Here is a 20784-nt window from a genome sequence, read left to right as displayed (position 1 = left end):
GAACCATGGATTCCACCCCTCCAAGCCCCTGGCACCCGGACCGCCGCTGGGCCGATCCCCTCATCGCCTTCCTGGCCCTCCTCGCCCTGATGGCCGCGGATCTCACCCTCCGCGTCCGCCAGGAGGGGAACCACCGCCCCTCGGGCCGGACCACCCTCCAGGGCCAGATCCTCGAAGCCGGCCTGGCCGGATCCCACCTGCTGCGGGGCACCCCCATCCCACCCCAGGAATGGACCAGGGCGCGCGGCGGAGTGACGGATCCGTGGGACCGGTCCCTGCTCGCGGTGCTCATGGCGGAACTGGGCGACCCGGCCGGAGCGCGGGAGATCGTCCAGAGCAGCCTCCCCGCCGGCGCCGCGGGAGCGCGCTTCCGGCAGACTTTCGAGGCCGCCTACGAAGGCGCGCCGGTTCCGGACGCCGCCACGCGCGCAGAGGTCCAGCGGCGGCTGGGGAACGGCTACACGGCCCGTCTGCTGGAGGCCCGGCTCCGGGACCGGGAAGGGGGGCCAGGCGCCGGCGAGCCCCTGCGCGCCCAGGCCCGCGGCCTGCTGATCACCCGCCTCGCAACCCTGGGAGGCCTCGGGCTGCTGGTGACGGCCTTCGCCGCTGGGGGCCTCGCGGTGGGCATCTACCTCTGGGCCACACGCCGGCAGCCGCCGGCCCGGCCCCTGCCCGCCTGGGGCCTGTCGGGACGGGCGGCGGCCTTGGTTTTCCTGGGCTGGTTCATGGCCTTCTTCGCGGCGGGCAACCTGGCCGGGCTGCTCCTCATGCCCTGGCCCTCCCTGCGCTGGGCCGTCGTGCCCCTGGGCACCCTCCTCCATGCCGGGGTGGGCCTGCGGTTGCTGGGCTGGGCCGAAGGCCTCTCCTTCTCCGGACTGTGGCGACGGGTGGGGCCCTCACCGACCCGCCGGGACCTGGCCTGGGCCGCGGCCTTCCTCGCCCTGGCCGTGTTCCTGGTGCTGGCGGTGGCCATGGCCACGAGCCAGGTACTGAGGCCGGAGCAGAACCCCCAGCGGGACCTGCAGGAGCTGCTGCGGGGGCTGACGGGCTGGGGTCCCACCCTGGCCATGTTCCTCGTGGTGGCGGGCGTGGCCCCCTTTTTCGAGGAGTTCCTCTTCCGCGGGTTCCTGTTTCCCGTGCTGGCGCGGGGAGGCCGCGTCACCCTCGCCCTGGTGGCCTCGGCCCTGCTCTTCGGAGCCATCCACCTGCAGCCCGCGGGTCTGCCCATCCTCAGCACCCTGGGCCTGGTGCTCGCCCTGGCCGTGCGGCGCACCGGCAGCCTCTGGCCCGCCATCCTCGTCCATGCCTGCTGGAACGGGTCGCTCTTCCTGCTGATGCGGGCCTTCTCCTGAGCCCGTCCTGAACTGTTCCTGACGCCGTCCGGGGCCGTCCTCTCAGAACTGGAGCCGCGACAGCGCGGGCGCCAGCCACCAGAAGAGCTGGAGAACGATGAAGGCCAGGACGATCCACTTCAGTACCTGCCCCCAGTTGGTGCCCGGGCCATCGGAACCGGCCTGGCGGCCGGCGCGCTTCCGGGTGGAGAGGTAGGATTCCACCGGATCCTCGGCCAGGGCGATCTTGAGGGGCGCCGTGCCCCGGGCGCGGGATTCGTGGGATCCGGATTCCACCGACGGCGTGGGCTCGATCTGCCGGAACCGCGCCGTGGAGACGCTGCCGGTGCCATCCTCATCCTGCCCAAGGAACGTGAACAGGCGGGCCCGCATGCTGACGGGGCCGGGCAAGGCGTCGATCAGCTCTTCCATGAACTCGGGCAGCGTGGTGTAGCGGTCGTCCGGATCCGCCGCCAGGGCCCGCCGGAACACGGCGGCCATGCGGGGAGACACGTCCGCCGGGATGGCCACGGGCTCCTGGAGGATGTGGAGGATGATCTCGGCGAGGCCGCTCCCCGGATGCGGCAGCTTGCCGGTGAGGAGCTCGAAGGCCGTGGCGGCGAAGCTGTAGCGGTCCGAGGCCGGCGTGCCCTCGCTGCCCCGGAGCACTTCCGGAGGCGCGTAGGCCGGGGAGCCCAGGAAGTCGCCGGAGGAGGTCAACCGGAGCGCCAGCGTCTGAGCCAGCGCGGCGCCATCCCCCTCCATGAGGGGCATGTCCAGGGATTGGTCGGAACCCGGGCCCAGGTGGCCCAGGGTGCGCGCGATACCGAAGTCCATGAGCTTGGCCCGGCCCTCTTCGCTCAGCAGGATGTTGTCCGGCTTCACGTCGCGGTGCACGATGGCGCGGCGATGGGCGGCCCGCAGGGCGCGGGCGGTCTGGATCAGGACGCGGGCGCTGGTTTCCGTGTCCAGGTCCCTGTCCTTGATGTGGCGGCCGAGGCTCTTCCCTTCCACGTACTCCATGGCGAGGAAGGGACCCAGGTCCTCCTCCACGCCCACGTCGAAGACCGTCACAAGGTTCGGATGGTTCAGCTGGGCGCTGATCTCCGCCTCGCGCCGGAAGCGCAGGGTGGCCTGGTGCCGCGCGGCGCCCGCGACCCGCACCACCTTGATGGCCACGCGCCGCTTGAGCAGCGGATCCTCCGCCAGATAGACAGTCCCCATGCCGCCCTGTCCGAGGGGCCGCAGGACCTGGTACCTGCCGATGGTTCTTGGATCTGCCATGGAACTGAAATTCTAACCACGAGACCCCTCTCCGAAGCCGGGCTAGAATGGAGGATTCGACATTCTGGAGTGCCCATGGCCGCCCTGCTCGAAGCCATCGAAATCAAGCGCAAGATGTTCTTCGAACTCGAAGACACGCCCTACCACTGCCTGGATGTGGAAATTTCGACCCCCACAGCCCGGGGCGGCCAGACGCTGGTGCGCATCAAGATGCGCAACCTTCTCACCCGCGCCGTCTTCGACAAGACCTTCAAGGCCGGGGACAAGTTCAAGGAGCCGGACCTCGTCCTCACGCCCGCCAGCTACCTCTACAGCGACGGCGAAGGCTCCCACTTCATGGACCAGGAGACCTACGAGACCCACACGCTGGGCACCAGCCTCATGGGCGACGCCCTCGACTACCTCACCGAGGGTCTCATCGTCCAGATCCAGAAGTTCAACGGCAACCCCATCGGCCTGCAGATGCCCGGCCAGGTGGAGCTGTCCGTCACCTACACGGAGCCCGGCGCCCGCGGCGACACGGCCAGCGGCAACGTCACCAAGCCCGCCAAGCTGGAGACCGGCATCGAGATCAAGGTGCCCCTCTTCATCAAGGAGGGCGAGAAGGTGAAGGTGAGCACCGAGACCGGCGAGTTCGCAGGCAGGGCATGACCCGCAAGTTCCGCCTCGGCCAGAGCCGGGAGGCCCAGGACCTGGACCACCGGGAGGCCTATTCCCGCGAGCGGGCGGCGGACAGCAAGCGGCGCCAGCGCCACGCCGAGCGCCTGGAGACCGGCATCGAGGCCCACGATCCCGAGGCCCTGCTGCGGCTGCCGGATCCCGCGCCCTGGATGCACCTGCCCGAGGCCACGCTCATCCAGCGGCACAGCCAGTGGGTGGACCTGGAGCTGGCGGACCGCACGGTGATGCGGGCCACCCTGAGCGGCAAACTCAAGGGCGTTCGCCTGGTCTGCGGCGACCGGGTGCGCTATTCGGCCGTTCCCGTCGAGCTCGATGAGCCCAGGGCCCCCGCCTCCCCGCCCGTCCGCGGCGACGGGGGCTCCCCCGAGGCCCAGGTGGTGGCGGTGATGCCGCGCAAGAGCCTGCTCAAGCGGGGCGGCATCGACGATCGCGAGCCCTGGCAGCTCATCTGCGCCAATGCCGACGAGCTCTGGATCTGCGCCGCCGTGGTGGATCCGCCCCTGCGCCCCGGTCTCCTGGAGCGGGCCCAGGTGCTGGCCCTGGATGCGGGCCTCGCCTTCCGCGTCATCGTCACCAAGCGGGACCGCGCCTCGAAGAAGGACACCCTGCCCGAGCTGGATCCGCTGCGCGGACAGCAGGTCTCCATCCATGAGACGTCCGCCCTCAAGGGCGAAGGGCTGGAGGCCCTGCGCGACCTCCTGCAGGGCAAGGTGGTGGTGCTGCTGGGCCACAGCGGCGTGGGCAAGAGCACCCTCGTGAACGCCCTGCACCCGCAGGCGGCCCTGAAGATCGGCGGCCTCACGAAGTTCGGCACCGGCAAGCAGACCACCACGGCCGCCCGCTGGCTGGCCCTGGAGGGGGGCACCCTGGTGGACACACCGGGCATCCGCACCCTCAGCGTGCGCGGCTTCGACCGGGCCCTGCTCGCGGAGGTGTTCCCCGAGTTCCCCGCCGAGGTGCTGGAGGATCCCTGCGCCTTCGACGCCGAGGACGACGCGACGCTGGACCGCCTCGACCTCGAGTACCCCGAGCGCCTCCAGAGCCTCCAGCGCCTGTGGCTGGAGATGGAGGACCGCAATCCCAACCAGAACGTGTGGCGCTAGGAGGCTGGGGATGCAGGACCGGATGCAGTCCGACTCCAGGCTCCTGGGCCTCGCCTACGGGGCGGTCTTCGGCTCGCTGTTCCCCCTGTTCCACTTCGCGGCCCGCTCCTTCTCGCGGCGCGAGCGGGGCCATGAGATCGCCGACCAGATCGCCCACGCCTTCGTGACGCTGCGCCCCAAGTACCTGGAGGCCATCCTGGGCAACACGGCCCAGATGCTGGGGCTGCGCCCCACCCACCCGGAGGTGGACCGGATCGCCCGGGACATGGTGCGCCAGCACGCCCGCGCCTGGGTGGACTTCTTCTACTACGGCCAGCGCGCCCCGGAGGAGGCCCTGGCGCAGTTCGCCTCCCTGGAGGGCCTGGAGCACCTGGACGCAGCCATGGCCGAAGGGCGGGGCGTCATCCTCCTCACGGCCCACGCGGGGAACTACGAGCTGGGCGGGCTGCTGCTGCGGGCCCGGAACCTGAAGATCCACACGGTCTACAAGCCCGACCGCTTCGAGGCGGTGGAGCGGCTGCGGGAGCAGATGCGCGCCCAGGGCGGCGTAGTGGGCGTCCCCGTGGATGGCGTCGGCTTCTCCACCCTGCCCCTGGTCAAGCTATTGCGAGAGGGGGCCCTAGTGGGCATGCAGGGGGACCGGGACTTCAGCCTGAACGGACTGCCCATCCTCTTCTTCGGCCGGGAGGCGCCCTTCCCCCGCGGCCCCTGGGAGCTGGCGGCCATGACCGGCGCGTCCATCGTCACCAGCTTCTTCTACACGGACGAGGCCCGGCGCTTCCATGCCCGGTTCGGCGAGCCCATCCAGGTCCTGGGCCGCCGGGGGGAGCGGCAGGCCGCCATCGAGGCGGGGATGCGGACCTATGTCTCCACCCTGGAACAGTTGATCCGCGAGCATCCCAGCCAGTGGTACTGCTTCTATCCCTTCTGGGACGACCCGATCCGGGCCTCCGGCCCCGGGGGTCCGGGGCAGACCACCCCCGCGGAGCCTTTGTCGACGGTCATAGGTGTTTGACCGTAAGCTTCAGGGTCCCGTGGCCTCTTCCCGGTTCCTACAAGGAGTCCCATCCATGCGCAGCGCCCTTCCCGTCCTGCTCATCGCCGCGGCCATCATCGGCTGCAATTCCAACAAGTCCCAGGCGCCCGTGGTCGCCGCCCCCATCCAGGGCCAGACCGCCGCGCCCGGTGCCGCGCCGGCCGCCGCGCCTTCCGCGGGCCTGTCCGTCACTGGGAAGCTCCTGGAGCGCATCGCCGCCTCGCCCTATTCCTACCTGCGCATCCAGACTGCCCAGGGCGAAGTCTGGGCCGCCGTGCCAGAGACCAAGGTCGAGAAGGGCGCCGAGGTCACGGTGACCGGCGCCATGATCATGCGGGACTTCGAATCCAAGACGCTGAAGCGGACCTTCGCCCAGATCTATTTCGGCACCCTGGCCGGCAGCGGCCCGGCCGCGGCCCCCGCTGGCGATCCCCATGCCTCCGCAGGCCAGGCTGCGGCCGTGGAGGTGGGCAAGGTCGAGAAGGCCTCGGGGGCGGATGCCCGCACCGTCGCCGAAGTCTGGGCCCAGAAGGGCGCCCTCAAAGGGAAGACCGTCACCGTGCGTGGCAAGGTCGTGAAGTACAACGCCGGCATCATGGGCAAGAACTGGCTGCACCTGCAGGATGGCAGCGGCGATGCGAAGGCCGGCAGCAACGACATCACCGTCACCAGCAACGACCCGGCCGCCAAGGGCGACACGGTCACCGTCACCGGCGTGGTGCGCACGGACAAGGACTTCGGCTCCGGCTATTCCTACCCGGTCCTCATCGAGGATGCCAAGGTGAAGAAGTAGGCTCCAGTCCTCAGCCCTCGGTTCTCAGGCTTCAACTTTCGGCAAGCGGGCGCCCCCAGGCGCCCGCTTTTTCAGGTGGGGCCAAGTTGACCTTCAGCACCTCGAAGTTGGCGCTCAGGTCGAAATCCCGGGGCATGATGTAGCTCGGGTGCCGCGCGATCACCTGGCGCGAATGGGAGGCGGACGCGTCGCCGACCAGGGGTTGCACGGGAAAACCCACCCGGTAGAAGGCCTTGGCGATGAGGGCGGAGCAGATCACCTCGCGGCTGCTGGAGCTGCCCAGGTACAGGGGGCGCCGCCGCCACCGGGCCGGCAGCAGGTGGACGGGCGTGAGGTAGCGCCCCAGGTCGAAGATGTTGCGCCGGTCGTAGCGCAGGCCCAGGTGCCGGAGCATCTCGGCCACCACCTGCTCCAGGTCCCCGGGCGAGAGCCCTTGGGGGCGGCAGACCCTCAGGTTGTGGTCCGCGTACCAGGCCACGGGGAACACCCGCACGCCTTCGGCCATGTCGCTCTCCAGGACCAGGTGGGCAGCCTCGGCCCCGAAGCGATCCAGCGCCGACTCGGCATGGGGGCCGCCCCGGCGCAGCAGGGCATCGCCGATGTACATGGCGGCGTGGCTCCACGAGCTCTGGCTAAGGCTCATGATCATGCGGCTGATGCGGGACTTGCCCTCCACCAGCACCACATCGCCGGGGCGGAGCCCGGCCCGGAGCCGTTCCACATCGTTGGGCACCCGCCGCTGGTAGCTGGGCAGCTCCGCCGTGAGGTAGCGGACGAGGCCCTTGGTCAGCGCGTCATGGAGGAACATGGGTTCCCCCCTTTCCTCCGCTAGACGGCGGCGGGAACGGCGGCCAGCTCCTTCACCCAGGCGGGCAGGGTGCGGACGCCCTTGGGCGCCTGCAGGGCCTTCTGGTAGCGGCGGAGCTCGCCGTCGTGGTTGACGATGAAGTCGCTCTCTTCGGTGTAGCTGGTGATGGGCAGCCAGGCGGTGGCGGCGCGGCCCAGGTCCGAGGCCTCCACCTCGAAGGCCAGGCTGAACGCCGTGGCCTTGAGGATCTGGCCCAGCAGTTCGGTCTCCTTGGGGCTGGTGAAGGCGGCGTCGTGCAGGATCACCACGGCCTTGACCTCGCCCTTCTGGACCTTGGCCAGCAGCTCCTCCAGCGCGCCGAAGCGGTAGCCGCGCTCGGTGAAGCCCCGGCGATTGAGGATGCCGTCCTCGCTGGTCTGGTACTTGGGCAGCACGGCGGGAATGGTCTTGTCGCCGCTGCCGTAGCGCAGGCCTTCGGAGGCTGCCAGGTCGCCCAGGCGCTGGGCGGTGTCGCAGCCGAAGGTGCCCTGCCCGATGACCGCCACGGGGCCCGCGGCCTGGAGGGCCTCGCGGATGGCGTCGAGCGAGGCCGGTGCGCCCTTCAGCAGGGGCGCGGGGGTCCCGCCCTGCCGGTTGTAGTGCACGTAGGCGTAGCGCTCCGCGTCACTGATGAAGTGCGTGGTTTCCTTGCCCTCCAGGGGCCGGGGGCGGAAGCGGTGGATCTGGTTGCCCTCATGGTCGATCCAGATGGGGCTGCCCAGCGCGGAGTGACGGCTGATGGAGGGCGTGTTCTTGAGGTACCAGACCCGCTTGCGGAAGCGGAAGTCGCGGCTGGTGAGGGCGCCCACGGGGCAGAGGTCCACCACGTTGCCCGCGTAGGGATTCTGGTCCAGGCTCTTGCCCGTGTAGGTGGTGACCTCCAGGTGGGCGCCGCGCTGGGCCACGGTGAGTTCGTAGCCGCCGCTGATCTCCTTGGTGAAGCGGACGCAGCGGGTGCAGTGGATGCAGCGGTTCTTGTCGATGACGATCTTGGCGCCCAGGTCCTCGTAGCGGTATCGACGCTTCACTTCGACCATGCGGGAGTCGCCGCTGCCGTAGCTGTACGAGTAGTCCTGGAGCTTGCACTCGCCCGCCTGGTCACAGATGGGGCAATCCAGCGGGTGGTTCATGAGGAGGAAGTCCATCACGCCGGCCCGGGCATCGGCCACGGCGGGCGTGTTGGTGAAGACTTCCATCACCACGGCCTCGGGGTTGTCCTTGGGCGCGGGCGGCACGGTGGTGGTGCAGCTGGTGGCGAGCTTAGGCTGGCCCTTGATCTCCACCAGGCACATGCGGCAGGTGGCCACGGGCGTGAGCGCCGGGTGGTAGCAGTAGTGGGGGATGTCGATGCCCACGGTGCGGCAGGCATCCAGCACCAGGGTGCCGGGGTTCACGCTCAGTTCAACGTCGTTGATCTTGATCGTCGGCATGGGCCCACTCCAGGCCTTCCAGGATGGGGCTTGGGGCGCTGGAGGTAAAGGTGGACGCCCCAACCCCTTCCGGCGGCCGGGGTCTTCCCGGGAGCCCGGAAGTCCAGGAAACCCGCCAGATCCGGCCGGCGGCGGCCTCCTGTGGCGGGAGTCACATTCGGGACGGCCGCCGGCTGCCGGTGCCCTGGAACCCGGAAGGGCCGGACCTCGGGACCACCGGGGACATCCAGACCTTCCGGATGGGGCCACGACATGAAAAAATCAAGGGTTCAGGGGGCGGACATGCCTACGGCATTGATCTCGGTGTACGACAAGACGGGGCTGCTGCCCCTGGCCAAGGGACTGCTGGCGCAGGGCTGGCGCATCCTGGCCACGGGCGGGACCCTCCGCGCCCTGCAGGAAGCCAAGCTGGAGGCCCAGGAAGTGGCCGCCTACACGGGCGCCCCGGAGTGCTTCGACGGCCGGGTGAAGACCCTGCACCCCCGCATCCACGGGGGCCTGCTCTACCGCCGCGACCTGCCGGAGCATGTGGCCGACGCCAAGGCCCAGGGCATCGACCCCATCGACCTGGTGGTGATCAACCTCTACCCCTTCGAAGCGACCATCGCCCGAGAAGGAACCACTCCCGCCGAGGCCATCGAGCAGATCGACATCGGCGGCCCCAGCATGATCCGCAGCGCCTCCAAGAACCACGCTTCGGTCACCGTGCTCACCGGCCCCGACCAGTACGAGCCCTTCCTCGCGAAGCTCAAGGCCGGCACCTGGGGGCTGGAGGACCGCCGCCGCTGCGCCCTGGAGGCCTTCCGCCGCACGGCCGCCTACGATGCCGCCATCGCCGGCTGGATGGAGCGAGAGCTGGCCCACGGCAAGGCCGCGGAACTTCCCCACCACCTCTGCCTGAACCTGGTGCAGAAGCAGGGTCTGCGCTACGGCGAGAACCCGCACCAACCCGCAGCCTTCTACGTGGAGCCCGGCCGCAAGGTGGAGGGCATGGCCGCCTGCCACCAGCACCAGGGCAAGGAGCTCAGCTTCAACAACCTGCTGGACGCCGACGCCTGCGCCAAGCTGGTCTGGCAGTTCCCCGCCCCGGCCTGCGTCATCGTCAAGCACAACAACCCCTGCGGCGTGGGCCAGGGGCCCCATGCGCTGGAGGCCTTCATGCGGGCCCAGGCCGGCGATCCCGTCAGCGCCTTCGGCGGCATCGTGGCCTTCAACCGCCCCGTGGGCGTCGAAGTGGCCCGCGTCATGGCCCAGACCTTCTGGGAGGTGATCCTCGCGCCGGCCTTCACCGGCGAGGCCCTGGAAGTCTTTGCGGCCAAGAAGCAGCTCCGCATCCTGCAGACCCCGGATCACTGGCCCCAGGCCGCCGAGGGTCTGGACACCCGTTCCATCGGCGGCGGCTACCTGGTCCAGCACGCCGACGACGGCTTCGTGCCCTTCGAGGACTGGGAGGTCAAGGCCAGCGGGTCCGGCACCAAACCCCGGGCCGAGGACCTCATGCTGGCCCAGCGCGTGGCCAAGGCCGTGAAGTCCAACGCCATCGTGCTGGTGAAGGACGGCGCCACCGTGGGCATCGGCGCGGGCCAGATGAGCCGCGTGGACTCCGTGGAGATCGCGTGCCGCAAGGCCGGCACCAAATCCCGAGGGTCCGTGCTGGGCAGCGATGCCTTCTTCCCCTTCGCCGACGGCCTGGAACTCGCCGCCAGCCACGGCGTCACAGCCTTCGTGGAGCCCGGCGGCAGCCTGCGCGACAACGAGGTCATCACCGCCGCCCAGAAGCTGGGTGTGTGGCTCTTCTTCACAGGCATGCGGCACTTCAGACATTGAAACCGCGAAAGACGCTAAATGACGCCAAAGGAAACGCCAGCCGCTGACCTGATCCTTCCGGAGGAAAGCTACGCGCTCATGGGCGCCGCGTTTGAGGTCTACAAGGAATTGGGACCCGGATTCCTTGAGGCGGTTTATGAGGAGGCCCTCGCCCGTGAACTGGCATCACGAGGTATTCCCTTCCGTCGACAGGTTCCTTTGGCCATTCACTACAAGGGTTCCCCACTCGACAAGCATTACGTATGCGATCTCGTCGTGTTTGACCAGATCATCGTGGAATTGAAAGCCATTCAGCGCATCACAGACATAGAAATGGCCCAAACCCTCAACTACCTCAAGGCTGCGGGTTACTCATTGGCGCTGATCCTCAACTTCAGCGCCACAGGCAAACTCGAATGGAAGCGGATCGCCCGCACCAATGCCTGATAGTTTTTAATTTCGCGATCTTTCGCGCTTTTCGCGGTTCCCAATGAAAACCTCTGAACTCCGTCAGCGATTCCTGCAGTACTTCGAGCGCCAGGGGCACCGTCGGGTGGCCTCCAGCGCGGTCATCGGGCCGGCGGACGATCCCACGGTGATGTGGACGAACTCGGGCATGATCCAGTTCAAGGACGTGTTCCTGGGCAAGGAGAAGCGCGACTACAGCCGCGCCACCACCAGCCAGAAGTGCCTGCGGGCCGGCGGCAAGCACAACGACCTGGACCAGGTGGGCTTCACGGCCCGCCATCACACCTTCTTCGAGATGCTGGGCAACTTCAGCTTCGGGGACTACTTCAAGGCCGACGCCATCCGCTACGCGTGGGAGTTCGTCACAGGCCCCGTGGCCGAGGGCAACCTGGGCCTGGATCCCGCCCACCTCTGGATCACGGTCTTCGAGGGCGCCGACGGCGTGCCCGCGGACACCGAGGCTGAGGAGCTGTGGAAGGCCGCCGGCGTGCGGCCCGACCGCATCATGCGCTTCGGCAAGAAGGACAACTTCTGGCAGATGGGCGACACCGGCCCCTGCGGCCCCTGCTCCGAGATGCACTACGACCGCGGCGCGCACATCCCCGGCGACGCCACGCCCAACGGCGAGGGCGATCGCGTCATGGAGATCTGGAACCTGGTCTTCATGCAGTACGAGCGGGACGCCCAGGGCGTGCTCGCTCCGCTGCCGCGCCCCAGCATCGACACGGGCATGGGCCTGGAGCGCACCGCCAGCATCCTCCAGGGCGTCGACACCAACTACGAGATCGATCTCTTCGAGCCCATCTTCGAGGCCATCTGGAAGGTGGCGAAGGTCAAGGCCGACGAGCGCCGGGAGCACGCGAACCGCACGGCCTCCCAGGTCATCGCCGACCACATCCGCGCCGCCACCTTCATGTGCTACGACGGCGTGGTGCCCAGCAACGAGGGACGCGGCTACGTCCTGCGCAAGATCGTGCGTCGGGCCCTGCGCTTCGGCCGCAAGCTGGGCATCGAGGGGCTCTTCTTCGCAGACCTGGCGCCCGCCGTGGCCCAGGCCATGGGCGATCAGTACCCCGAGCTGCTGGGCGAGCTGCCGCGAATCCAGAAGTCCCTGCGCCACGAAGAGCGGCAGTTCAGCCAAACGCTCTCCACGGGCCTGAAGATCCTCGAGTCCAGCGCCATCGCGGACGGCGCCCTCGCGGGCTCCGACATCTTCCGCCTCTACGACACCTACGGCTTCCCCGTGGACCTGGTGGAGGACTGGTGCCGGGAGCGCGGCATCCGCGCCGATCTCGACGGCTTCCAGCAGGAGCTGAACGCCCAGCGCCACCGGGCCCGGGCCGCCATGAAGTCCCACGACCTGCGCCTGGCCGGCGACCTGGCCGCGCTGGCGGATCTGCCGCCTACCTCCTTCACGGGCTACGACCACCTGGATGGCCAGGCCCATGTGGTGGCGCTCTTCGACGCCGCCAACCGGCGCGTGAAGCAGCTCACGGGCGCCGGCTCCGTGCTGCTGGACCACACCCCCTTCTACGCCCAGTCCGGCGGACAGGTGGGCGACACGGGCCAGCTCCGCTTCGAGGGTGGCCTCGCCGAGGTGCTGGACTGCACGGCCCCCGCCCAGAAGCGCCACCTCCACAAGGTCGAGGTGACGGGCACCCTGCTGGAGAACATGGCCGTCACCGCCCACGTGCACCCCATCCGGCGCCGCCGCGTCCGGGCCCACCACACGGCCACGCACCTGCTGCATGCCGCCCTGCGTGAGGTCCTCGGCACCCACGTGAAGCAGGCCGGCAGCGTGGTGGACGAACACCGCCTGCGCTTCGACTTCACCCACTTCGCGCCTCTGGAGGCCGAGCAGATCGCCGAGATCGAGCGCCTGGCCACCCGGGAGGCCCTGAAGGCCCTGCCCACCGCCATCCAGGAGATGGACATCGAGGCGGCGCTCGCTTCCGGGGCCATGGCCCTCTTCGGCGAGAAGTACGGGGACGTGGTCCGCGTGGTGCAGGTGCCGGGCTTCTCCACCGAACTCTGCGGCGGCACCCACGTGGGGAACACCGGCGAGATCGGCGTGGTGAAGGTCCTCTCGGAAGGGGCCGTCAGCGCCGGCGTGCGCCGCATCGAGGCCGTGGCCGGCGAGCTGGCCCTGGAGCTTCTCCAGGCCGACGAGGCCATGATCCATGGGCTCTCCCGCCAGGCCAACGCGGCCCGCGAGGTCCTGCCGGACCTACTCACGGCCAAGGATCAGCGCATCACCCAGCTGGAGCGCGACCTCAAGGAGGCCAAGCTCAAGGCCGCCAGCGGCGGCGGCAGCGCCGAACAGACCGAGCAGGTGAAGGGCACCACCCTGGTCACGGCCGCCGTGGAGGGGCTTGAAGGCAACGCCCTGCGCGAGTTCATGGACCAGGTCCGCACGCGCCACCCCAGCGCCGTCATCGTCCTGGCCTCGAAGACCGCCGAGGACAAGGTGGCCGCCCTGGTCTCCGTGTCCCCGGATCTGCCCTACGACGCCGGCGCCCTCTTCAAGACCATGCTGCCGGCCCTGAACGGCCGGGGCGGCGGGAAGAAGGACCTGGCCCAGGGCGGCGGATCCAACCCTGCCGGCCTGCCCGAGGCCTTCGCGGCCCTGCGTTCGGCGCTCTGATCCGGCCAAGGGTTACCTTCCGCCCTGCAGGTCCGACAAGATGGAGGTAGCACTCCCCCGGAGGCGTCCCACCCATGCTTCCCATCCGTCGCCTGCTGCTGCGGGATCACCTGATCCTCATGACGGGTCTGTTCACGCTGCTCCTGGGCCTGGCTTGGTGGGGCCAGCAGCGGGCGCTGGAGCGGCAGGCGGGCGCGCGAGCCAAGACGGCGCTGCGCCACCTCGACGAGCTGCTCCGGATCGATCTCCAGTCCTCCCAGTCCCTCGGCCAGGTGGTCCGTGACTGGTGGGCGGACGGGACCCTGGATCCGGCCCAGCCCGAGCAGGCCGCCCGGATGATCCTGCCGGCGCTGACGGCCCAGCACAGCATCACCAGCCTCAACCTGGCCACCGTGGAGGGGCGATCCCTGCTCTTCCTGAGAATCGGCCAGGTCTGGTCCCTCCGGGAACTGGAGAACGCCGGGCCCGGGGCCCGGATCCGCTGGCGGCGTCTGGAACTGGCGGGACCGGCGGCGCCGGGGCCATGGACCCCCATGCCCTACGACCCCCGCACCCGGCCCTGGTACGTCGCCGGAGCGGCGGCTTCGGCTCCCGCCTGGACCGAGCCATACACCTTCTACACCACCCAGGATCCCGGCATCACGTACACCCTGCCCCTCCGCGACGGGGCCGGCCTCCGGGGCGTGGTGGCCCTCGACTTCCTGCTGGACGACCTCACCCGCCGCGTCTGGTCCGCCCAACCCACGCCCGGCAGCCAATCCCTCGTGGTGGACCCCCGGGGACGGGCCCTGATCCTTCCGCGGGACGCGGCCTACGAATCCCCCGAGCACCGCCGCCAGGCCTTCCTCAAGACCCCGGAAGCCCGCTTCCTGAATCCGGGGATCCACCTGGAGGACGACGCGAAGGATGGGGCGCCCCGCCGCATCCGCCTGGGGGGCCGGACGGCCATGGGGCTGTCCCGCTCCTTCGAGGGCCTCCCGGGCCTCCACTGGTCGCTGATGCTGGCCATTCCCGAGGACGACCTGCTGGGCCCGCTGGGATTCCGGGTGGCGGGCCTGTTCGGCCTGGTCGTCATCGGCCTCGGCCTGGCGGCCTGGCGCATCCACCACATCGCCCGCCGGGTGGCCGAACCCATCACCGCCCTCGGAACCATGGCGGAAACCCTGGGGCAGGGCGGACCCGCCCCCACCGTCCACTCGGACATCCAGGAGATCCGCAGCCTGGAGCGCGCCCTCCTCCAGGCGGACGAGAGCCTCGCGGACCGCGCCCGCCTGCAGAGCCAGCTGGAGCACAGCCAGCGCATGGAGACCGTGGGCACTCTGGCGGGGGGCATCGCCCACGACGTCAACAACCAGCTGGCCGCGATCCTGGGTCAGCTCCACCTGAGCCGGGAGCTGCTGCCCGAGGGGCATCCAGTGATCAACCGGATCCTCCGCGCCGAGGAGGCCACGAAGCGCTGTGCCCAGACCACCAAGGCCCTGCTGTCCTTCAGCCACCAGTCGCGGCCGGAGCTGAAGCCCCTCGACCTCAACGCGCTCATCCGCGACACGGCGGCCCTCATGGAGCGCCTGCTGGGGGGCCTGATCCGGCTGCACCTGGCCCTTGACCCGGGCCTCCCCCGCGTGGAAGGCGACTCAGTGCAGCTGGAGCAGGTGCTCATGAACCTGGTGGTGAACGCGCGGGATGCCATGCCGGCGGGGGGCAGCCTCACCCTCCGGACCTTCCTGGGCGAGGAAGGGCAGGTCTGCATGGAGGTCCAGGACACGGGCACGGGCATCCCGGACCACCTCCTGCCGCACATCTTCGAGCCCTTCGTCACCACCAAGGATTCGACCAAGGGCACCGGCCTGGGCCTGGCCATGGTCTTCGGCATCGTGAGGGCCCACCAGGGACAGGTCTGGGCGGAGAACGCCCCGGGCGGCGGGGCCTGTTTCCGGATGTGTCTCCCGCCGGTCCCCACGGACGCGCCGCAGGAAGCCCCGGTCCCGGCCGATCCCGCCGGAGCTCCGGGAACCCTGGCCGGACGGCGGATCCTGGTGGCCGAGGATGAAGCCCTCCTGCGCGACATGCTGGCGGACGCCCTGACCCTGGCCCGGGCGCAGGTCACGGCGACTCCTGACGGGAGCGTGGCGTGGCAGGCCTGGCAGACGGGCCGCTTCGATCTGGTGCTGAGCGACCATCGCATGCCCGACTGCACGGGTCTGGAGCTGCTGGAGCGGATCCGCGCCACGGGCTCGACGGTGCCCTTCATCCTGGTGAGCGGCCAGGGGCTGGAGGGCATGGAAGCCAAGCTGGCCAAGGTGCCCCGGGTGCGGCTCCTGCCCAAGCCCTTCGAGCTGTCGCGATTGCTGGGCCTGATGGCGGAGATGCTGGGCGCCTCTGGGGCCCGCTAGATCAGCGCGTCTCCAGATCTTCGCCGACCTCCACCTGGATCGTCCCCGTGGCCTTCGCCGAGCCCCGGGTCACGGTGACCGTGTAGAGGCCGGGCTTGACGAACTTCGAGCCTTCGCCGCGGTAGGACGAGACCAGGTCCGAGGTGGGCTTCAGATCCCAGGCGATGCGCTGGAGGCCCGCCCGCCCCGGCGCCTTGAGGTTGGCCACCGGCCGTCCGTCCGGAGCCTTGATGGCCAGGCTCAGGTCCTCCCCGGTGTCGGCCTTGAGGTAGATCTGGAAGGTGGCGCCCAGGGGCGGGTTGGTCCCCCGGAAGGCCCCGGCCTTCCCCTCCTCGCTGGCGTTTCCGGGCAGGAGCTGGCGGGCCAGGACGGGCCGGGGCGCGAAGAGGTGCAGCTCCCCGCCCAGCACCTCCGGAGACAGGCCCTGCAGCACGGAGAGGTCGTCCAGCACGTAGAGGCTGCGGCCGTGGGTGGCGATGACGAGGTTATTCTCCCGGGCCTGGATGGCCAGGTCGTCCACGGGCACCGGTGGCAGATCGCCCAGGGGCAGCCAGCGCTGGCCCTGGTCCAGGCTCACGAACAGGCCGCCCTCGGTGCCGCAGTAGAGGACCTTCGGGTTGACCGGATCCTCCTTCACCACGTGGGCCGGCTGGTCCTGGGCCAGGCCCGCACCAAGCCCCTGCCAGGTCTTCCCGCCGTCCGCCGTGCGGTAGACCAGCGGCGCGTAAGAGCCGGTGCGGTAGGCCTGGGCCACCAGGTAGGCCACGCCGGGCTCCCGGCCGGCCTCGAGGCGCTGGACCCACCGGCCCTTCACGGTCACCGGCAGGTTCGGGGTGAGGTCGGTCCAGGTGGCGCCCTCGTCCTCGGTACGCCAGACCTTGCCGTCGTCCGTGCCGGCCCAGAGCAGCCCGGCCTTGGAGGGGGACTCGGCCAAGGTGTAGATCACGCCGAAGGTCTCGGCGCCGCTGCCGCTGGTGCGGGTGCGCTGGGGATCCTGGGTGGTGAGGTCGGGGCTGATGGGCTTCCAGCGCTCGCCCCGGTCCGTCAGCTTGAACACGCGGTTGCCCGCCAGGTAGAGCACGTCCTTGGCGTGGCGGCTGCGGAGGAAGGGGCTGGCCCAGTGGAAGCGGTAGGCCTCCTGGCCCTCGGCGGGCTCGGGCCGCAGGAACTTGATGGCCCCGCTGCGGAGGTTCACCCGGAAGATGGATCCGCCCTGGCTCTCCGCGAACAGGATCCCGGCGTCGGCAGGATCGAACAGCACGTGGAAGCCGTCGCCGCCCCCCAGGTTCGTCCAGTCCTGGTTGAGGATGCCGTCCTTGCTGAAGGTTCGGCCGGGGCCCACCCAGTTCCGGTTGTCCTGGAGGCCGCCCGCCACCCGGTAGGGCGTGCCGTCGTCGACGGCGATGCGGTAGTACTCGCCGGAAGGAAAGCGGTTCAGCGCCTCCCAGGAGGCGCCGGCGGAGTGGCTCTGGTACAGCCCGCCGTCCGTCCCCAGCAGGAGATGCTTCGGCGCCTTCGGGTCGAAGGCCAGGGCGTGCAGATCCGGGTGCACCTTCTCGGAGCGGTCCTCCCGCCAGGTGGCGCCGCCGTCCTCGGAGACGTGCAGGCCGAAGCCCAGGACGTAGACGCGGCGGTCGTCGTCCGGGGCGATGCGGATCTGGCTGAAGTAGAAGGGGCGGGGGTTCAGGGGGCTGGTGCGGGTCCAGGTGTCGCCGCCATCCTCGGAGCGGAAGGTGCCGCCGGCCTTACTCATGATGTCCATGATGGGGACGGTGCCGCCCTCGTCGCTCTGCACCACGGCCATCACCACGCCGGGCTTCGAGGCACTGACCGCCAGGCCGATGCGCCCCGTGCCCGCCGGCAGGCCCTTCGTGAGCTTGGTCCAGGTGGCCCCGCCGTCGGTGCTGCGGAAGATCCCGCCCAGGTCACGCCCCTCCGTGGCCGCCGGTCCCGCCTGGAAGGCCCAGGGGAAGCGGCGCCGCGCGTAGAGGACGGCGTAGACGGTGTCAGGATTCCGGGGGTCCAGGACCACGTCCCCGCACCCCACCCGGTCGCCGAAGGGCGCGGGGGCCGTGAGCACGGCCTTCCAGGTCTTCCCACCGTCGGTGGTCTTGTAGAGGCCCCGCTGGCCGCCCGGGGTCCACAGATCGCCCATGGCCGCCGCGTAGGCCACAGCCTCGTCCTTGGGATGGACGGCCAGGCGCGCGATGCAGCGGCTGGCCTCCAGGCCCGCAGCCGTCCAGGTGGTCCCGCCGTCCGTGCTGCGGAACACACCCTTCCCCCAGCCGGAGCTGTTGCGGTCGTTGGCCTCCCCCGTGCCGGCCCACACCACCTTGGGGTTGGCCGGCGAGACAGCCAGGGCGCCGATGGAGGCCACGCCCGTCTTGTCGAAGACCGGCTGGAAGCTGCCGCCCGCGTCCGTGCTCTTCATCACCCCGCCGTGGGCGAGACCCACGTAGCAGGTGAAGGGATCCGAGGGGTCCACGGCCACGTCGGAGATGCGCCCGCCCATGACCGCGGGCCCGATGGCCCTGGCCTTCAGAGGCTTCAGGAGGGTGGCATCCACCGGGAGGGCCGGTACCGTCGGCGCGGCGGGCTCGGCCTTCCGGGGGCGGCCCGCGGCGGCCAGCGGCGAAGCCAGGCAGATCGACAGGGCCAGGGGGCTCAGAGTCATCGGGCGCATGGGGGACCTCAGGCACGACGGTGTCAGCCTCGTGTCTTGAGGTCAACCCATGGGCGATCCTATTTCGGGGCCGCCCTGGGTTTCCCGTGGCAGTCCACGCAGGCCGCCAGATGCGGATCGGGGCTCCGCCAGTAGACCCCGTCCTGGCCTCCTACCTCCCCGCGCCGGGCTTCCGGCACACGGGGCCAGTAGAAGGCGAAGGCGCTGCTGCCGTCGGCCTTCGTCTCCTTCATGAAAAGCGGACCCGGCTCGCTCCCAGGCCGGCCGTGGTCGTCTTCGTAGGTGGAGAGCACCGCGTAGGCCCCGGGGGGAAGCGGTTGGCCGGCGCGGTAGGCGTCGATCCCCGAGGCGGTGATCCAGGCGCGCTGCCAGCGGTCGCCGTGGGCCCTGCTCCGCACCGGCGCTGGCGTGGCCGGCTCCAGGCTCGCGTAATCCAGGGCCCGGATGGGCAGGTCCGCCTCGGCGTCGGCCCGCTTGGCGGCATCCGCCTCGGCTGCGGCCCGGTTGGTCTCCTCGTTGCCGAAGACCATGATGCCACCCAGCTTCCCGCTGAGGCCCCAGCACCCCAGCCAGATGACGCCTATCAGGAGCGAGCCTGCTCCCACGCCTCGTTCCCAGAACCGGCGGCCCCCCCGCCGGGGATGGCCCAGCGCCACGGGGGCGTCGAGCCGGCGCCAGGCGCGCCAGAGCAGCCAGAGGCAGAGGCCGCCCACCAGGAACCCGCTGAGGGCCGCCAGCTCGTGGAGCTGCAGGATCCGCTGCAGGACCTGTTTCTCGGTGGCGGCCCGCGGAAGGAAGGCCCCAGGCGGGATGAGCGCGATCTGGCGCCCCCACAGGAGGCCGCTGGCCAGGGCCACGGTGCTGCCCAGCCAGCCCACGAGGGCCAGGAAGAACGAGGTGCCCGTCCACAGCCGGGCGTGCCTCGGGTGGAAGGAGGCCAGCATGGCCAGCGGCAGCACGGCGATCAGGCCCAGGGGGATGTGGACGAAGGCCGGGTGCTCCCGGGCGATGAACTCGAGCAGGGGGGTGGTGGACACGGGCGAGGGACCTCAGAACACGCGGACGACGTTGAAGCCGATGGACCACTGGGAGGAGGACCGCGGCCCGCCCCCGTAGTCCCCGCTGAGGACCTGGTTCGCCGTGGTGCCCGGAACGTTCGTGCCGATGAGGGTGAACCGGTGCTTGAAGGTCCGGTAGGAGACGCCGGCGGCGAAGCCCGGCCGGTAGGTGCTGCCGTCGGTCACGACGCCGGGCGTGGCGTGGGCGAACTTGGACGGCCGCGGATAGTACTCGCCCATGAAGGAGAACTTCTCCGTGAATCCGATGCGCAGGCCCAGGCCCACGTTGAACACGCCCCCCGTGTTGGGCGAGGTGTTGGGCGTGGCCCCGGGCGGCACCGCCAGGATCGTGTCGGTGGTGGTGGTCTTGGTGATGTAGGTGGGCACCACCGAGAAGATGATGTCGTCCGTGAGGAAGATCTCGGTGGGCACCTGGAAGACACCGCCGACGACACCCACCCGCCCGATGGGCGTCGTGGTGGCCTGCACCACCTCGTCGAACCGCTCGGCCCGCACGGCCATGCGCACGTGATCCAGGTCCAGCACCTGCTGCTGCAGGCCGAAGGTGAAGGTCTTGTTGTCCGCCGTGCGGTAGATGAACGCGTTGAGGCCCGGCACCGGCTTGATCCCGAACGTGAACCCCAGTCCGGCATAGGCGTAGCCGTCCAGGCCGTAGACATCCTTGCCGTGGTCCTTCACCGGGGTGACGAAGCGGTGGGTGAAGGCGAGGCCGATGTCCCAGAACTGCATCCGCTCGGCCGTGGGAAGGTTGATGGCCAGGGGATAGTCCGAGGATTCGGCATGGAGGGCACCCGCGGCCCCGAGGGCGCAGGCGAGCGAGAGGAGCTTCCGTGGCATCCTGCCTCCACTCAGCGCTTGGCGGCGAACTTGCGGACGATGTCCGTGATCATCTTCTGGGCGTCGGCCTCGGACATCTTGTCCTTGAAGGCCGGCATCTTGTCCTTGCCCTGCATGGTGACCTTCACCCAGTCGCTGTCCTTCTTCTTGTTGGCCTTGCGGCTGTCGGTGAAGTCGAAGCCGGCATCGGGGAGCGGCTTGCCGCTGTTGTCGCGGCCGTTGCCGTTGACGCCGTGGCAGCGGGCGCAGGCATCGGTCCAGTACTTCTGGAGATCGCCCTGGAACTTGGGCAGGTCCTTGGCGGGGTCCCCGGCGGACAGCGTGGCGCTGGCGAGCAGCAGGAGGGGCAGGATGGCACGGCTCATGGAG

16 protein-coding genes are annotated in these 20784 nt (G+C 70.0%); 9 read left to right on the top strand and 7 right to left on the bottom strand.

What is annotated here, in order from left to right:
- The first annotated feature begins 5 nt into the window (after positions 1-5).
- Positions 6-1352, top strand: coding sequence for a CPBP family glutamic-type intramembrane protease (locus MLG87_RS16190; RefSeq protein WP_279341286.1), 1347 nt, complete (start codon positions 6-8; stop codon positions 1350-1352).
- Between the two features lie 42 nt (positions 1353-1394).
- On the opposite strand, the gene MLG87_RS12380 is transcribed toward MLG87_RS16190, so the two are convergent.
- Entirely contained in the window at positions 1395-2615 is a 1221-nt protein-coding gene (locus MLG87_RS12380) for a serine/threonine-protein kinase (RefSeq protein ID WP_243295484.1), read from the bottom strand.
- Between the two features lie 75 nt (positions 2616-2690).
- On the opposite strand from MLG87_RS12380, the gene efp reads away from it, so the two are divergent.
- The 4 genes from efp to MLG87_RS12360 are packed head-to-tail and all read left to right on the top strand — an operon-like array spanning position 2691 to position 6228.
- Positions 2691-3266, top strand: coding sequence for an elongation factor P (gene efp, locus MLG87_RS12375; protein WP_243295483.1), 576 nt, complete (start codon positions 2691-2693; stop codon positions 3264-3266).
- The gene (gene rsgA / locus MLG87_RS12370) at positions 3263-4399 is read left to right on the top strand and encodes a ribosome small subunit-dependent GTPase A (protein WP_243295482.1); all 1137 of its coding nucleotides are present in this window, start codon (positions 3263-3265) and stop codon (positions 4397-4399) included. Before efp ends, rsgA begins: the two co-directional genes overlap by 4 nt.
- 10 nt (positions 4400-4409) lie before the next feature.
- Entirely contained in the window at positions 4410-5414 is a 1005-nt protein-coding gene (locus tag MLG87_RS12365) for a lysophospholipid acyltransferase family protein (protein ID WP_243295481.1), read from the top strand.
- Positions 5415-5469: 55 nt separating this feature from the next.
- Positions 5470-6228 (top strand): hypothetical protein, encoded by a 759-nt coding sequence (locus tag MLG87_RS12360; protein WP_243295480.1) that lies wholly within the window; start codon positions 5470-5472, stop codon positions 6226-6228.
- Between the two features lie 31 nt (positions 6229-6259).
- On the opposite strand, the gene MLG87_RS12355 is transcribed toward MLG87_RS12360, so the two are convergent.
- Both MLG87_RS12355 and MLG87_RS12350 read right to left on the bottom strand, forming a co-directional pair.
- Positions 6260-7036, bottom strand: a complete 777-nt coding sequence (locus MLG87_RS12355) for a YiiX/YebB-like N1pC/P60 family cysteine hydrolase (protein ID WP_243295479.1) — start codon at positions 7034-7036, stop codon at positions 6260-6262.
- 20 nt (positions 7037-7056) lie between these two features.
- Positions 7057-8505 (bottom strand): NADH-quinone oxidoreductase subunit G, encoded by a 1449-nt coding sequence (locus tag MLG87_RS12350; RefSeq protein ID WP_243295478.1) that lies wholly within the window; start codon positions 8503-8505, stop codon positions 7057-7059.
- 282 nt (positions 8506-8787) lie between these two features.
- Between MLG87_RS12350 and purH the strand changes: the two genes are divergently transcribed.
- From purH to MLG87_RS12330, 4 genes are all read left to right on the top strand, one after another.
- Entirely contained in the window at positions 8788-10332 is a 1545-nt protein-coding gene (gene purH, locus MLG87_RS12345; protein ID WP_243295477.1) for a bifunctional phosphoribosylaminoimidazolecarboxamide formyltransferase/IMP cyclohydrolase, read from the top strand.
- 18 nt (positions 10333-10350) lie between these two features.
- Entirely contained in the window at positions 10351-10758 is a 408-nt protein-coding gene (locus MLG87_RS12340; protein ID WP_243295476.1) for a GxxExxY protein, read from the top strand.
- A 43-nt stretch (positions 10759-10801) separates the two neighbouring features.
- The gene (alaS, locus tag MLG87_RS12335; protein ID WP_243295475.1) at positions 10802-13423 is read left to right on the top strand and encodes an alanine--tRNA ligase; all 2622 of its coding nucleotides are present in this window, start codon (positions 10802-10804) and stop codon (positions 13421-13423) included.
- A gap of 74 nt (positions 13424-13497) precedes the next feature.
- Positions 13498-15816, top strand: coding sequence for an ATP-binding protein (locus tag MLG87_RS12330; protein WP_243295474.1), 2319 nt, complete (start codon positions 13498-13500; stop codon positions 15814-15816).
- A gap of 1 nt (position 15817) precedes the next feature.
- On the opposite strand, the gene MLG87_RS12325 is transcribed toward MLG87_RS12330, so the two are convergent.
- From MLG87_RS12325 to MLG87_RS12310, 4 genes are read right to left on the bottom strand one after another with little or no spacing between them, the layout of a single operon-like run.
- A complete protein-coding gene (locus MLG87_RS12325) occupies positions 15818-18499 on the bottom strand; it encodes a WD40/YVTN/BNR-like repeat-containing protein (protein ID WP_243295473.1) in 2682 nt (893 codons plus the stop codon).
- A 59-nt stretch (positions 18500-18558) separates the two neighbouring features.
- The gene (locus tag MLG87_RS12320) at positions 18559-19536 is read right to left on the bottom strand and encodes a hypothetical protein (RefSeq protein WP_243295472.1); all 978 of its coding nucleotides are present in this window, start codon (positions 19534-19536) and stop codon (positions 18559-18561) included.
- A gap of 12 nt (positions 19537-19548) precedes the next feature.
- Complete coding sequence (locus MLG87_RS12315; protein WP_243295471.1) at positions 19549-20415, bottom strand: DUF5777 family beta-barrel protein; 867 nt, start codon at positions 20413-20415, stop codon at positions 19549-19551.
- Positions 20416-20426: 11 nt separating this feature from the next.
- Complete coding sequence (locus MLG87_RS12310; protein ID WP_243295470.1) at positions 20427-20780, bottom strand: c-type cytochrome; 354 nt, start codon at positions 20778-20780, stop codon at positions 20427-20429.
- Between the last annotated feature and the right edge of the window lie 4 nt (positions 20781-20784).

Source organism: Geothrix mesophila, assembly GCF_022808835.1.
GTDB classification, from domain to species: Bacteria; Acidobacteriota; Holophagae; order Holophagales; family Holophagaceae; genus Geothrix; species Geothrix paludis.
The sequence above is the reverse complement of the archived record's forward strand: the minus strand, read 5'-3'. Positions and strand labels throughout refer to the sequence as shown.

Bases quoted from the DNA above. Each gene is read 5' to 3' on its own strand.
- MLG87_RS12325 (WP_243295473.1), bottom strand. From the start codon at position 18,499: ATGCGCCCGATGACTCTGAGCCCCCTGGCCCTGTCGATCTGCCTGGCT.
- MLG87_RS12380 (WP_243295484.1), bottom strand. From the start codon at position 2,615: ATGGCAGATCCAAGAACCATCGGCAGGTACCAGGTCCTGCGGCCCCTC.
- MLG87_RS12355 (WP_243295479.1), bottom strand. From the start codon at position 7,036: ATGTTCCTCCATGACGCGCTGACCAAGGGCCTCGTCCGCTACCTCACG.
- MLG87_RS12365 (WP_243295481.1), top strand. From the start codon at position 4,410: ATGCAGGACCGGATGCAGTCCGACTCCAGGCTCCTGGGCCTCGCCTAC.
- MLG87_RS16190 (WP_279341286.1), top strand. From the start codon at position 6: ATGGATTCCACCCCTCCAAGCCCCTGGCACCCGGACCGCCGCTGGGCC.
- MLG87_RS12330 (WP_243295474.1), top strand. From the start codon at position 13,498: ATGCTTCCCATCCGTCGCCTGCTGCTGCGGGATCACCTGATCCTCATG.
- rsgA (WP_243295482.1), top strand. From the start codon at position 3,263: ATGACCCGCAAGTTCCGCCTCGGCCAGAGCCGGGAGGCCCAGGACCTG.
- alaS (WP_243295475.1), top strand. From the start codon at position 10,802: ATGAAAACCTCTGAACTCCGTCAGCGATTCCTGCAGTACTTCGAGCGC.
- MLG87_RS12360 (WP_243295480.1), top strand. From the start codon at position 5,470: ATGCGCAGCGCCCTTCCCGTCCTGCTCATCGCCGCGGCCATCATCGGC.
- MLG87_RS12340 (WP_243295476.1), top strand. From the start codon at position 10,351: ATGACGCCAAAGGAAACGCCAGCCGCTGACCTGATCCTTCCGGAGGAA.
- MLG87_RS12315 (WP_243295471.1), bottom strand. From the start codon at position 20,415: ATGCCACGGAAGCTCCTCTCGCTCGCCTGCGCCCTCGGGGCCGCGGGT.
- MLG87_RS12310 (WP_243295470.1), bottom strand. From the start codon at position 20,780: ATGAGCCGTGCCATCCTGCCCCTCCTGCTGCTCGCCAGCGCCACGCTG.
- purH (WP_243295477.1), top strand. From the start codon at position 8,788: ATGCCTACGGCATTGATCTCGGTGTACGACAAGACGGGGCTGCTGCCC.
- efp (WP_243295483.1), top strand. From the start codon at position 2,691: ATGGCCGCCCTGCTCGAAGCCATCGAAATCAAGCGCAAGATGTTCTTC.
- MLG87_RS12350 (WP_243295478.1), bottom strand. From the start codon at position 8,505: ATGCCGACGATCAAGATCAACGACGTTGAACTGAGCGTGAACCCCGGC.